The sequence below is a fragment of the Corynebacterium riegelii genome, assembly GCF_001263755.1.
Lineage (GTDB): Bacteria > Actinomycetota > Actinomycetes > Mycobacteriales > Mycobacteriaceae > Corynebacterium > Corynebacterium riegelii.
Genome location: NZ_CP012342.1, coordinates 912435 through 924642 on the forward strand (window position 1 = coordinate 912435; position 12208 = coordinate 924642).

The 12208-nt window shown below is 61.1% G+C and carries 12 protein-coding genes; 5 read left to right on the forward strand and 7 right to left on the reverse strand.

Annotation, left to right across the window (positions count from 1 at the left end):
- Nucleotides 1-13: 13 nt before the first annotated feature.
- Complete coding sequence (locus AK829_RS04375; protein ID WP_052204601.1) at nucleotides 14-961, reverse strand: GNAT family N-acetyltransferase; 948 nt, start codon at nucleotides 959-961, stop codon at nucleotides 14-16.
- A gap of 64 nt (nucleotides 962-1025) precedes the next feature.
- Here AK829_RS04375 and nadA point away from each other — a divergent pair, with 64 nt between their 5' ends.
- On the forward strand, nucleotides 1026-1979 hold the full coding sequence (gene nadA, locus AK829_RS04380; protein WP_052204603.1) for a quinolinate synthase NadA: 954 nt from the start codon (nucleotides 1026-1028) through the stop codon (nucleotides 1977-1979).
- A 7-nt stretch (nucleotides 1980-1986) separates the two neighbouring features.
- Nucleotides 1987-2841, forward strand: a complete 855-nt coding sequence (gene nadC, locus AK829_RS04385) for a carboxylating nicotinate-nucleotide diphosphorylase (RefSeq protein ID WP_052204604.1) — start codon at nucleotides 1987-1989, stop codon at nucleotides 2839-2841.
- Nucleotides 2842-2863: 22 nt separating this feature from the next.
- Here the strand turns inward: nadC and AK829_RS04390 are convergent, their stop codons facing one another.
- From AK829_RS04390 to gatC, 4 genes are read right to left on the reverse strand one after another with little or no spacing between them, the layout of a single operon-like run.
- A complete protein-coding gene (locus tag AK829_RS04390) occupies nucleotides 2864-3895 on the reverse strand; it encodes a 6-phosphofructokinase (RefSeq protein ID WP_052206375.1) in 1032 nt (343 codons plus the stop codon).
- 10 nt (nucleotides 3896-3905) lie between these two features.
- Nucleotides 3906-5183 (reverse strand): MFS transporter, encoded by a 1278-nt coding sequence (locus AK829_RS04395; RefSeq protein WP_232305782.1) that lies wholly within the window; start codon nucleotides 5181-5183, stop codon nucleotides 3906-3908.
- A gap of 22 nt (nucleotides 5184-5205) precedes the next feature.
- The gene (gene gatA / locus AK829_RS04400; RefSeq protein WP_052204606.1) at nucleotides 5206-6687 is read right to left on the reverse strand and encodes an Asp-tRNA(Asn)/Glu-tRNA(Gln) amidotransferase subunit GatA; all 1482 of its coding nucleotides are present in this window, start codon (nucleotides 6685-6687) and stop codon (nucleotides 5206-5208) included.
- 5 nt (nucleotides 6688-6692) lie between these two features.
- Entirely contained in the window at nucleotides 6693-6992 is a 300-nt protein-coding gene (gene gatC, locus AK829_RS04405) for an Asp-tRNA(Asn)/Glu-tRNA(Gln) amidotransferase subunit GatC (RefSeq protein WP_052204608.1), read from the reverse strand.
- Between the two features lie 116 nt (nucleotides 6993-7108).
- Between gatC and AK829_RS04410 the strand changes: the two genes are divergently transcribed.
- Nucleotides 7109-7774: an ACT domain-containing protein gene (locus tag AK829_RS04410; RefSeq protein ID WP_052204610.1), complete on the forward strand. Its 666-nt coding sequence runs from the start codon at nucleotides 7109-7111 to the stop codon at nucleotides 7772-7774.
- 14 nt (nucleotides 7775-7788) lie between these two features.
- Here AK829_RS04410 and ligA read toward each other — a convergent pair whose 3' ends face one another.
- Nucleotides 7789-9813: an NAD-dependent DNA ligase LigA gene (gene ligA / locus AK829_RS04415; protein ID WP_052204612.1), complete on the reverse strand. Its 2025-nt coding sequence runs from the start codon at nucleotides 9811-9813 to the stop codon at nucleotides 7789-7791.
- Between the two features lie 45 nt (nucleotides 9814-9858).
- Nucleotides 9859-10599, reverse strand: coding sequence for a cyclase family protein (locus AK829_RS04420; RefSeq protein ID WP_052204613.1), 741 nt, complete (start codon nucleotides 10597-10599; stop codon nucleotides 9859-9861).
- Nucleotides 10600-10872: 273 nt separating this feature from the next.
- Here AK829_RS04420 and AK829_RS12125 point away from each other — a divergent pair, with 273 nt between their 5' ends.
- The gene (locus AK829_RS12125) at nucleotides 10873-11505 is read left to right on the forward strand and encodes a Fic family protein (RefSeq protein ID WP_083439744.1); all 633 of its coding nucleotides are present in this window, start codon (nucleotides 10873-10875) and stop codon (nucleotides 11503-11505) included.
- A gap of 10 nt (nucleotides 11506-11515) precedes the next feature.
- A complete protein-coding gene (locus AK829_RS04425; RefSeq protein ID WP_052204615.1) occupies nucleotides 11516-12190 on the forward strand; it encodes a 3'-5' exonuclease in 675 nt (224 codons plus the stop codon).
- Nucleotides 12191-12208 lie beyond the last annotated feature (18 nt).

A 12208-nucleotide genomic window follows, 5' to 3' on the forward strand; every position in this document is an offset into this window, starting at 1 on the left:
CCACACGCCCGCGCTACAGCTCGCCGCGTCGCTCGATCCAAACAAAAGCTGCGGTCTTTTCACGGCCCACTGAGAGCCCATTGCTTATCGACGCCACATTGCCCCCGTGCACCGTCCCCCACAACGTATCTCCTGTCTCGGCTGGCAATACGCGGCACAACAGTTGCATCGCCGCAGAGCCGAAACCATGGCCCCGGGCATGATTATCAAGCAGGATTTCGTAGACCTGAAATCCCCGCATACCGTTCGCGTCATCACGCGCGGCGGCAATGATGCCCGCGTGCTGCCCGTCAATCTCAATGGTGCACAGCGCGCCTGTCTCCGCGCAGCTTGTCAGCTGCTCAAGCGTTGCCGCTTCAGTCCACGTGGCAACTTCGGGCGTTTGCTTGATCACGCGGGCAAGCACCTCATCGGCATAGGTAACTATCTCGGCCGGTTCTGCAGGTACCAGCCGCACGCGCTCGCACTGTGGCCGCAACGGCCGCTCACGAAGCTGCGAGACAAGACCCGCGATAATCCATTGGTCCACGTCTACATCAGCGGGCGGGTCCGGCAGTTCGAAGCGGATGGCAAGCGGCACAAACTCGGCGAACTCCCGGTGGAGCTTTTTCGCATACGGCACCAAAGCGTCGTACTGCGGAGGCAACGAGGTGGCAACAACGCTTACAAACGGCTTTTGCGGATCCAGTCCGAGAAACCGGATACCCGCTACACACCAGTTGCCGTCGCTGAACTCGATGTGCCGGTTTGCCCACGCCAACGGGTCTGCCACATCGGGACCTCCAAAGGTGCGGAGGTGGTCTCTAAAACCTGCGCCAAATTCCGTGTTGGCTACGTGGTCAGCTTGGGGGCGCATTTCTTGCGTGGCTAGTAAAAGCCGCTCTTCTGGGCCGTACCACTGGCGCAACCTGCTCGGCATCCATGCCTCGTAGCGCTCAGCCATTTGTTCGAGCAACGTCATGTGTGTGCCTTCCGTTAGTGTCAAACTGACCAAAACCCGAGCTGAAACGGGCTAGGTTAGACGCATGTGGACTGATGAAGTGCGAAAACTGAAGCAAGAGAAAAACGCCGTGATTTTGGCGCACAACTACCAAATCCCGGAGATTCAAGACATCGCCGACTTTACAGGCGACTCGCTTGCGCTGTCCCGCATCGCGGCGAAAACCGATGCGGATGTGATCGTCTTTTGCGGTGTGCACTTCATGGCGGAAAGTGCGAAGATCTTAAGCCCCGACAAGACCGTGCTGATCCCGGATGCGGATGCTGGTTGCTCGCTGGCGGACTCCATTACTGCCGATCAGCTGCGTGAATGGAAGGCGCAGCATCCGGACGCGCTGGTAGTCAGCTACGTCAACACCACCGCAGAGGTCAAGGCGCTAACTGATATCTGCTGCACCTCTTCCAATGCGGTTGATGTGGTCAACTCCATCGACCCGGATCAGGAGATCCTCTTCTGCCCCGACCAGTTCCTAGGCGCGCACGTCAAGCGTGAGACTGGGCGTGAGAACATCCGCATTTGGGCCGGTGAGTGCCACGTCCACGCCGGTATCAACGGCAAGGACCTGGCGGACCAGGCGGCCGCCCACCCGGAGGCACCGCTGTACATCCACCCGGAGTGCGGCTGCGCCAACTCCGCGATCTACCTGGCGGGCGAAGGCGTAATTGATCCGCAGCGTGTGCACATGCTCTCTACTGGCGGCATGCTTGAGCAGGCTGGGCGGGACACTGAGGGCACGGTGCTGGTGGCTACTGAGGTGGGCATGTTGCACCAGCTGCAGCAAGCTTCGCCTGCGGTTGATTTCCAGCCGGTCAACCCCAAGGCGTCATGCACGTACATGAAGATGATTACGCCGGAGAAGCTGGTTGCCTCGCTGCGGGAGATGCGCGATGAGGTCACAGTGCCGGAGGATGTGGCGGCGAAGGCTCGTCAGTCGCTGGAGCGCATGATTGCCATTGGTAACCCGGGTAGTGGGGAGTAGAACGCAGATGCAACCTCTAGATAAAGAAGCAACGCTACGCCTAATCCGCATCGGCTTAGAGGAGGATTTCGCACACGGCCCTGACGCTACGACGGAAGCCACCATCGACGCGGACGCAGTACTGACCACCCACGTCGTCCCACGCCAACCGGGCGTAGTGGCGGGTCTAGACGTGATCGCCTGGATCATGCAAGAGATCAGCCCGGAAATCCAAGTCACCATGCACGCGAACGACGGCGACAAGGTTGCCCCCGGAACAAAGCTCGCAACCGTGAGCGGTCCTGCCCGCCCGATCCTCTCGGCGGAGCGCACCATGCTGAATCTGCTGACCTACGCCAGCGGCATTGCCACGCAAACGCAGCAGTGGACTGATGCGCTGGCCGGCACTGGCGCCAAAGTGCGCGACTCACGCAAGACGCTTCCCGGCTACCGCGACTTTGCCAAATACGCCGTGCGCTGCGGCGGCGGCGTAAACCACCGCATGAGCCTGGGCGATAGCGCCCTGATTAAAGACAACCACGTGGCAGGTGTTGGCAGCGTGGCGGAAGCTTACCGTCGTACGGCGGAAGCATTTCCGGACCTGCCCCGCGAGGTAGAAGTAGACACCCTCGCCCAGCTTGAAGAAGTCCTCGCTCTGCACCCTGACTTGGTCATGCTGGACAACTTCAGCGTGGACACCACACGTCAAGCCGTGGAGCTGCGCAACCGGCTCTCGCCGAACACGCGGCTGGAATCCTCCGGAGGCTTAAGCCTTGACGTGGCGCGCGCGTACGCCGAAACCGGCGTGGACTTTCTCGCCGTCGGCGCGCTAACGCACTCGGTGCGCATCCTCGACATAGGCCTGGATGCCGAGGAAGGCTAGATGAAAATCTAGCCGAACAAATTTAGCCGAACATGCTGCGCGCCGTCTTGTAGCGCGCTTCCGGCACCTGCTTCAAGTGCGCCACGGCAGACTCCAGCGGCACCAGGTCGATGTTCTCCCCGTGGAGTGCTACGCAAGTGTCAAAGTTGCCCTCGTGTGCTGCGCGCGCTGCGTGCACGCCGTAGCGGGTGGCAAGCACACGGTCGTAGGCAGTGGGCGTGCCGCCGCGCTGGATGTGGCCGAGCACGGTGGTGCGTACGTCGTAGCCGAGGCGGCGCTTAATTTCGTCCCCAATAATCTGGCCCATGCCGTTGAAGGTCTTGTGGCCAAACTCGTCTTCCTCGCCCAGACCTGCGTCCATCGTGCCTTCCTTGGGCACAGCGCCTTCGGCGACCACGATGATGCCGTACTTCTCCCCCATCTGGAAGCGGCGCTCCATGGCCTTGCAGATCTCTTCAATGTCGAAGGGTTCTTCCGGGATGACGGTGTAGTGCGCGCCACCAGCCATGCCCGCGTGCAGGGCGATCCAGCCGACGTGGCGGCCCATAACCTCCACGATCAGGATGCGGTTGTGCGATTCCGCGGTGGTGTGCAGGCGGTCGATCGCGTCCGTTGCCACAGACACCGCGGTGTCAAAGCCGAAGGTGTAGTCCGTCGCGGCCACGTCATTGTCAATGGTCTTCGGCACACCGACTACCGGAATGCCGTTGTCTGCCAGCCACTTTGCACCTTTGAGCGTGCCTTCGCCGCCGATGGCGATAAGGGCGTCCACCTCAGCGTCTGCAAGATTGGCCTTGATCTGGTCAATGCCTGCCTTGAACTTGTCGGGGTGGAGGCGGCCGGTGCCCAAGATGGTGCCGCCGCGCAGGAGGATCGAGTCAATGTAGGCGTCGTCGTAGAGGTCCACCCTGCGGTCCTCCATCAGGCCTACCCAGCCGTCGAGGTAGCCGACCACGGTGGAGCCGTACTCCGCGCTGGCCGTTCGCACGATTCCTCGAATTACAGCATTCAGTCCCGGGCAGTCGCCGCCTGAAGTCAAAGTGGCAAGTCGCATGGTTCCCAGCCTAGCGCGCCACCCCATGGGGCTTCATGCTTAGCGACGCCACCGCCCCCACCACCATCGCCCCCAACGGCAGCACCAGCGCTTTTGCAGCAGTCGCGTCGATCTCCCCCGACGCCAGCACTGCACCAACCAGCGCGACACCCACCACGCTGCCTACCTGGCGCGCCGTGTTGTAGAGCCCCGAGGCCGCGCCGGTGTGCGCACCGTCGATACCCCGCATGGTCACTGCAGCATTGGGCGCCCACACGAATGCCCCGCCGATGCCGAGAAGCGAGGTCACCGCGGCAAACCATGCAACGGGCGCCCCGGCGTTAATCAGTGCAACGGCCAATGCAAGGCCCGCCGCGCACACACTAAAGCCCGCAACGCACAGCTTGCCTGGGTCCATACGGTCCGTGAGGTAGCCGGCAACCGGGGTCAAGGCGAGTGCGAATAAGGACATGGGCACGGTGACAAGCCCGGCCGTGGTTGGAGTTGCGCCCGCAACCGTTTGCAGCCAATACATCAGGGGGATGAACATGGATGCCACCGAAAAGCCCATCATGGCCACACCTATCGTGCCCAGCGCAAAGGCCCTACCGCTGAGAAGCCCGATTGGCAGGAACCCACCGTCGGTGCCGTTGCGTGCAGAAAGCACGAGCGACATCACCAGCAGCAAGCCGAGAAGGATCGAAGGCCACTGGCCGAACTGGATGCCGTAGACCAAACACCCAAGGCCGCCGATCGATAGCAGCACGGGCAGAAGCGTCACCTGCTGCTGCCCGCGCGGCAGCGCTGGCAAGGCAATCAAGCCAGCCACCAGTGCCGCAACCCCCAGCCCCGCTTGGGCGTAAAACGCCGCGCGCCAGCCGTAGCTTTCCGCAACAGCACCGCCAGCCACGGGTCCCAGCATGGAGGCCACTGAGCCAATCACGCCCCAGGCAGCAAACGCTCGGCCTTGCTTGTCATCGGCAAACACCCGCGGGATCAGCCCGAACGCTTGCGGCAGGAACACCGCCGCGCCAAAGCCCTGCAACGCACGCGCTGCCACCAAAGAGCCAAAAGACCACGAGGCACCCGCCAATCCCAAACCCAGGACGTAGACGCACAAGCCGGCAAGGAACATGCGGCGCTGCCCGTAGACGTCTCCAAGACGGCCCGTGGCGGGCATCGGTGCCACCGTGCACAGCAGGTAGATGGAGGTCAGCCAGACGGCGCTTTTCACGTCGAAAGGCAAAAGCGGCGTGATCACGGGCATGAAGCCCTGATCAATCAGGACAAGAAAATACCCCGCAGCCAAGGCTGCGAGGGTATTCCAAGGATTAACGGCCGGCTTCAAAAGCGGCACCCACGCGGTAGAGGCGCGCGTCCTCAAACGCCGGGGCGATCAGCTGCAGACCAACCGGAAGGCCGGTGTCTGACGCCTTACCAGCCGGCACGGACATGCCCGGCAGGCCAGCCAAGTTCAGCGGCAGGGTGAACAGGTCAAAGTTGTACATCGCCAACGGATCATCCACCTTCTCCCCCAGCTTGAACGCCGTGGACGGCACAGCTGGGCCAGCGATGACGTCAACCTGCTCGAAGGCACGCTTCAAGTCCTGCGCGATCATCGTGCGCACGCGTTGTGCCTGCAGGTAGTACGCGTCGTAGTAACCAACAGATAGCGCGTAGGTGCCCAGGATCACGCGGCGCTTGACCTCAGGGCCGAAACCTGCGCCACGAGAGGCCGCCATGACCTCCTCAGCGGAGCGGGTGCCATCATCGCCGGCGCGCAGGCCGTAACGCATACCGTCGAAACGAGCCAGGTTCGAGCTGACCTCAGACATCTGGATGATGTAGTAGGCACCCATCACGTCATCGAAGCTCGGGCAGTCAACCTCAACGATCTCCGCGCCCTGGCGCTCAAACTGCGCAAAGGCTTCATCGATCAGCTCAGCCACGCCAGCCTGCGTGCCCGGGCGGTTGAACTGCTTCACGCGGCCAATCTTCACGCCCGTAAGGTCGCCGGATGCGCCCTCACGCGCCGCATCTGCACACTTGGGTACCTCGCGGTCCACGCTGGTTGCGTCGAACTCATCGTGGCCTGCAATGATCTCGTGCAACAACGCCGTATCCAACACGTTGTTGGCACACGGGCCGACCTGATCCAGCGAGGAGGCACAGGCGATGACGCCGTAGCGCGACACGCCACCGTAGGTCGGCTTCACACCCACCGTGCCGGTCAAAGATGCCGGCTGACGGATCGAGCCGCCGGTGTCCGTACCAATGCCCAGCGGCGCCTCACCGGAAGCCAGCGCAGCAGCGGTACCGCCACCGGAGCCACCCGGCACGCGCTCCAAGTCGTGAGGGTTCTTCGTCGGCTTGTAGGCAGAGTTCTCTGTAGAGGAACCCATGGCGAACTCATCCAGGTTGGTCTTGCCCAGGATCGGGATACCAGCTTCACGCAGCTTGGTCACCACAGTCGCGTCGTACGGGCTCATGTAGCCCTCAAGCATCTTGGATGCTGCAGTCGTCGGCGCATCCGTAGTCACCAGCAGGTCTTTAAGCGCCAGCGGCACACCAGCAAGCGCAGAAGCCGGCTCCTCGCCGCTTTTCACCTGCTCATCCACCTTGTCTGCCGCAGCCAATGCTTCCTCCACACCAACGTGCAGGAATGCGCCGATCTCACCGTCAACCTCGGCGATACGGTCCAAAAACGCCTCGGTGACCTCACGCGAAGTCACCTCGCCAGCTTGGATCATGGCAGCCAGCTCGTGTGCCGGCTTCGAAATCAGGCCCTCGGCAGGAATCGTGTACTGGGTCATAGTTCTTAATCTCCCTCTCCGAGAATCTGCGGCACAACGAAGCGTTCGTCTTCCACGGCCGGAGCCTGGTCCAGCGCTTGGGCCTGCGTCAGCGTCTTCTTCTCCACATCTGCGCGCATACCCGCGTCAATGGAGTGCGGGTGGCTCATCGGGGTAACCCCCTCGGTGTCCACGCCCTGGACCTTCGAAACAGCATCCACAATCGTGTCTAGCTGCTTCGCAATATCGTCGAGTTCCTCATCATTCAGCGCGATTCGAGCAAGGCGCGCAATGCGCGCGACCTCGTCGCGGGAAATCTCAGCCACAGTCGTTATATCCCTTCCACGTCACGTGGGTTGCGTTTAACGGGGATCATCTTACGTCACGCCTACACAACCACCGGCACAACTACCGGCCAGCCCCGGTTGCTATAAAGGAGTTCATGTCCTATCTCATCCGCGTAACCCTTCCGAACGTCCCCGGCAGCCTTGGTCAGCTGGCCGAAGCGTTTGGCATTGTGGACGCTGACATTAACTCCGTGGACATTGTGGAAACCTCGCTAGATGGCACCGTAACCGATGACATCGTGGTGACACTTCCCACTGGCGTCATGGTAGACACGCTGATCACCGCCGTAGCCTCGGTTGAGGGTGCGGAGGTGGATTCCATCCGCCCGTTTACGGGTCGTGTGGACCGCCGCGGACAGATTGAGATGCTTGCAAAAATCGCGGATTGTTCCAGCCGCGTCAACGACACGTTGGATGAGTTGGTCAACGTCATGCCGGGTGCGGTTACCTCCTCCTGGGCGGTCGTGCTGCGTGATACCCCCGATGGGCTTGCCCGGGTCGCCGCCTCCCCGGCCGCACCGGAGGATGATGGTTCCCACCCGAGCATGCCGCTTATCGACGCAGCACGGGTCCTCCAACCCGACTACGACGAATGGGCGCCAGAGCCGTGGTTCCAACTCGGTACCGCGCTGACTATTACTCCGCTCAACGGCACCGACATGGTGCTGGTCATCGGGCGTGTTGGCGGGCCTGACTACCTGGCATCTGAGGTCCGTGAGATCGGCGATCTTGGCCGCATCGTCGGCGCAATGCTGCGCTAGAAGTACCGCGCGCCTTATGCAAGCGCGTCTGGGCCGCCCTCAAGCAGTTGCACAAACTGCGCCTCGGTGAGAATCGGCCGCCCCAGCTCCTCGGCCTTTGCGGCCTTGGAGCCGGCGTTTTCACCAACCACCACGTAGTCAGTTTTCTTCGACACCGAACCTGCTGCCTTGCCGCCGCGTGACAGGATCGCTTCCTTAATCTCGTCGCGAGTAAAGCCCTCCAGCGTGCCGGTGGCAACGATGGTCAGGCCCTCCAGCGTCTGCGGGGCGCGCTCTTCCTCGTCCGACTCCATGGTCACACCGGCGGCCGCCCAGGCTTCCACGATCGCTTGGTGCCAATCAACCGTGAACCATTCCTTAAACGACGCTGCAATCACCTCGCCAACACCGTCAGTCTCGGCAAGGTCCTCCACGGGGGCGTCCATAAGCGCCTGCAACGAGTGGTAGCGCGTGGCAAGGGCGCGGGCCGCGGTGGGACCGACGTGGCGGATAGACAGCGCGGTGATCACCCGCCACAGATCCGCGTGACGCGCGGTCTCAAGGTTGGCCAACAGCTTCTTGCCAGCAGCGTTGACTGCGCCGTCTTTACGCGTGTACGCGCTGGACTTCTTCAGGTCTTCCTCGGTGAGGTCGAACAGCTTCGCCTCATCTTCAAGCACACCGGACGCGATCAAGTCCTGAGCGCCCTTCTCCCCCAGTGCCTCAATGTCAAAGACGCCGCGGGATGCGATGTACTCCAGCCGCGTCGCCAGCTGCGCCGGACAGGAGCGGGTGTTGGGGCAGCGCCAGTCCGCGTCCCCCTCCTTCGCAGGGGCCAGCTTCGTGCCACACGACGGGCAATTCTCCGGGTAGACGAATTCGCGCTCGGTGCCGTCGCGAAGATCAGCAACGGGGCCCAAGACCTCCGGGATGATCTCGCCGGCCTTGCGCACCACCACCGTGTCCCCGATCAACACACCCTTGCGCTTGACCTCGTGCTGGTTGTGCAGCGTTGCCATAGACACCGTGGAACCTGAGACAAACACCGGCTCTAGCACCGCAAACGGGGTTGCGCGCCCAGTGCGGCCCACAGAGACCTCAATGTCCAGCAGCTTCGTGGTCACTTCCTGCGGCGGGTACTTGTACGCAATCGCCCAACGCGGCGCGCGCGACGTAGCACCCAGCGCGCGCTGCTCCGCCACGGAATCCACCTTGACTACAAGGCCATCCATCTCATGGATGGCGTCATTGCGGTGCTCGCCCCAGTACTTGACCGCCTTGATTACGTCCTCGGCGGTTTCCGCCTGGCGCGTGTACTCGCTGACCGGCAGCCCCCACTCCGCAAGCTTCAGGTAGGCCTCGTGCTGCGTTTGCGGGTTGAAGCCCTCGCGCGCGCCGATACCGTGGCAGATCATGCGAAGCTTGCGCTTCTTCACATCCTCCGGGTTCTTCTGACGCAAGCCACCTGCCGCCGTGTTGCGCGGGTTAGCAAACGGCTTACCGCCTTCCTTCTGGCGCAGCTCATTGAGCTCCGGGAAGTCCTCGGGACGGATAAACACCTCGCCGCGCACCTCAAGGAAAGCCGGGGCGTCGCCTTTAAGCGTGTGCGGGATGTCCTCGATCACTCGTGCGTTGGCGGTGATGTCTTCGCCCGTCACACCGTCGCCACGCGTGGCAGCACGGGTGAGCTCACCGTTTTCATACACAAGGTCAATGGACAACCCGTCGATCTTCAGCTCAGTGAGGTACGGGCCAGGAGTCTTGGCCAGCCAATCACGCATCTCCTCTTCAGAGAAAACGTTATCCAGGCTCATCATGCGCTCTGGGTGAGTGACGTCCGCAAACGCACCATCATTCACCGGGGCGCCGACTTCCTTGGTGGGTGAATCCGGTACGGCTAGCTCCGGGTGCTCCTCTTCAAGCGCCTGCAGGCGACGAAACAGCTCATCAAACTCACCGTCCGAAATCACCGGCTGGCCGTTGTAATACAGGTCCCTGTGGTGGCGGACCTCCCCCGCCAGCTGGTCCCATTCGCGCTGCAAATCCTGAAGTTCGCTCATGAGCAGCCAGTCTAGTGAGTGATTACACAGATCAGTGTTCGAAGATCAGTTTTGAAACAGTGCGAACACGCGCGAGCTAATGGAAGGCGCGCCGCGGAAGTTCGCCGGACCAACCACAATCACCGCACCCGTCGCCGGGACCTGGTCCAGGTTGGTCATGACCTCTACCTGGTAAATGTCCTGCTCCAGAATGTAGAGCTCGCCGTAGAGGAAACCCGTCTCAGCGGCCACCACACCCGGATCTGTATCCAGCGTCTCATGACCGATGGCAGCCACCTTGCGCTCTTCAACCAAGAACTTCAACGCATCCAGCGTCCAGCCCGGGGTGTGCTGCACGCCGCTGTCATCGTGGTTGACAAATGCCGCCGGGTCCTCCCAGCGCTTATGCCAGTTACTGGCAAACGCTACGAAGCTGCCCTCGGAGATCTCGCCGTGCTCGGCCTCGAAAGCCTTGATGTCTTCCACCGTCACACCGTGATCCGGGTTCTGCGCGACCGTGTCTTCCAGGTGGAGAACAAACAGGGGCAGGATGAGTTCGTCGGCACCGATAGCGTCCACAAGCCTCTTGCCGTCTGCAAAGTGTCCAGGCGCATCAATATGGGTGCCATAGGGGGTGGCAAAGGTGTACTCCTTGGCAAAGAAACGGTCCTTTGCAATCGTGGTCACCGTGCGCTCAGACATGGGCTGAAATGCCGGAAAGTGCGGGATCTCGGGGTGGATCTGGTGGGTAAGGTCAACGCGCTTCGCGCCGAGAACCTGCTTTTGCCAATCAGTGAGTTGTGTCATGAATGTGACTATCAAACATCGGCCGGGCTGGGGGCAAGGATTGTATTCAGTACCACTGCGGGTTTCGAGAGGTATCTAGAATGTTGGAGAGGATTCTTGAAGAGGAGCCAAAATGACGGTAATACATCAACAAAACCAACGCACTGTAGAAATATCGACTTCGATGCGAGCTGCCAAAGCGTCAATGGCTCTCGAAGGACGAACGGTCCCGAAAAACTATGTTCGTTCTGCCGAAACTGAGCAAGTACTCCAACGCCTCCGAAGTGATCGTGCATGGGTTTAACACCTGGGTATGGAGAAACGCCACTCGAAGGGGATGAACTGGAAGCTCTCAACCCTGAGGTGCTTCGTATCCTGGGTGAAAGCTTCACAAAGTCAACGATTTATGACCTAGAAACCGCACTTTACAGCGAAGCTAGGGAAAGGCTCTTGTCCGCAATCGATCGCGGAAAACTAACAGTTCCTGATCTCTTGACGCCTTCGTTTCTAATAGAACTTCACACTACGTTGTTTGGGGGCATCTGGAAGTGGGCAGGCAGATTCCGAAGAACGATGTTGAACATCGGTGTCGCCCCTAATAACATCTCCAGCGAAACTTTCATGGTCTGCGGGAATCTGAATTATCGCTGGGAAGAAGCATTGGTTACTTCTCCACACGATCTTGGAGTTTGCACCCATGCCGAGTTCGTTCGAATCCATCCCTTTGTAGACGGTAACGGACGCGTCACCCGACTGTTGGCTGACCTAGTATTCGCCGCTGGGCAAACTCTTCCACATACGTTGGAGTATGACTGGAGCATTGATAAGCGGACGTATATCCAGCTTTTACGCACTTTTGATCTCAATCGAGATCCACAACCGCTGTGTGATTTCATTCCGTCCCGGACGTGTGGCGGCGGCCGTTAGAATGGCGGGCATGGCTAACTTCGACGCCTCCCGCATGCTCTCCTTTGACCTGGAGACCACCTCCGCCAACCCGCGTGAGGCCAGGATTGTCACGTCTGCGCTCGTGCGTATCGACGGCTCCGAGGTCACCTCCAACGAAACCCTCGCCGACCCCGGCATAGAGATCCCCGAGGAGGCCGCGAAGGTCCACGGCATCACCACGGAAAAGGCGCGTGCAGAGGGCCGCGACCACGATGAGGTACTGCACGAAACGGTCGAGGCGATCAAAAAGGGCTGGGACGACGGCCTAGTGCTGGTGGTGTTCAACGCCCCCTACGATCTGACGGTGCTGCGCCAGCTCACGGGCGATTTCACCGTGACCGGTCCGGTCTATGACCCGCTGGTGATTGACCGCGCCAAGGATCGCTACCGCAAGGGCAAGCGCAACCTGACGGCTATGTGTGACCACTACGGTGTGCGCATTGATAACGCACATGAGGCGACCGCTGATGCGACCGCCGCCGCGCGCGTTGCGTGGATGCAGGTGCGCAAGCACTTCCCAGAGCTCTCGCAGATGGATACCGGCGAGCTGATGGAGTACCAAGCTGTGGAGTACTACAAAATGCAGGAGGAACGCCGCAGGTATTTCGAATCCAACGGCCGCGACGCCTCAGACGTGTTGCCCGGCTGGCCGATGTTGGGCTAGTCCTGTTGGCTTAAGCCC

Excerpts from the sequence above, each read along its gene's own strand:
- AK829_RS04375 (WP_052204601.1), bottom strand. The coding sequence starts at position 961 with ATGACGTTGCTCGAACAAATGGCTGAGCGCTACGAGGCATGGATGCCG.
- nadA (WP_052204603.1), top strand. The coding sequence starts at position 1,026 with ATGTGGACTGATGAAGTGCGAAAACTGAAGCAAGAGAAAAACGCCGTG.
- nadC (WP_052204604.1), top strand. The coding sequence starts at position 1,987 with ATGCAACCTCTAGATAAAGAAGCAACGCTACGCCTAATCCGCATCGGC.
- AK829_RS04390 (WP_052206375.1), bottom strand. The coding sequence starts at position 3,895 with ATGCGACTTGCCACTTTGACTTCAGGCGGCGACTGCCCGGGACTGAAT.
- gatA (WP_052204606.1), bottom strand. The coding sequence starts at position 6,687 with ATGACCCAGTACACGATTCCTGCCGAGGGCCTGATTTCGAAGCCGGCA.
- AK829_RS04410 (WP_052204610.1), top strand. The coding sequence starts at position 7,109 with ATGTCCTATCTCATCCGCGTAACCCTTCCGAACGTCCCCGGCAGCCTT.
- ligA (WP_052204612.1), bottom strand. The coding sequence starts at position 9,813 with ATGAGCGAACTTCAGGATTTGCAGCGCGAATGGGACCAGCTGGCGGGG.
- AK829_RS04420 (WP_052204613.1), bottom strand. The coding sequence starts at position 10,599 with ATGACACAACTCACTGATTGGCAAAAGCAGGTTCTCGGCGCGAAGCGC.
- AK829_RS12125 (WP_083439744.1), top strand. The coding sequence starts at position 10,873 with ATGGGTTTAACACCTGGGTATGGAGAAACGCCACTCGAAGGGGATGAA.
- AK829_RS04425 (WP_052204615.1), top strand. The coding sequence starts at position 11,516 with ATGGCTAACTTCGACGCCTCCCGCATGCTCTCCTTTGACCTGGAGACC.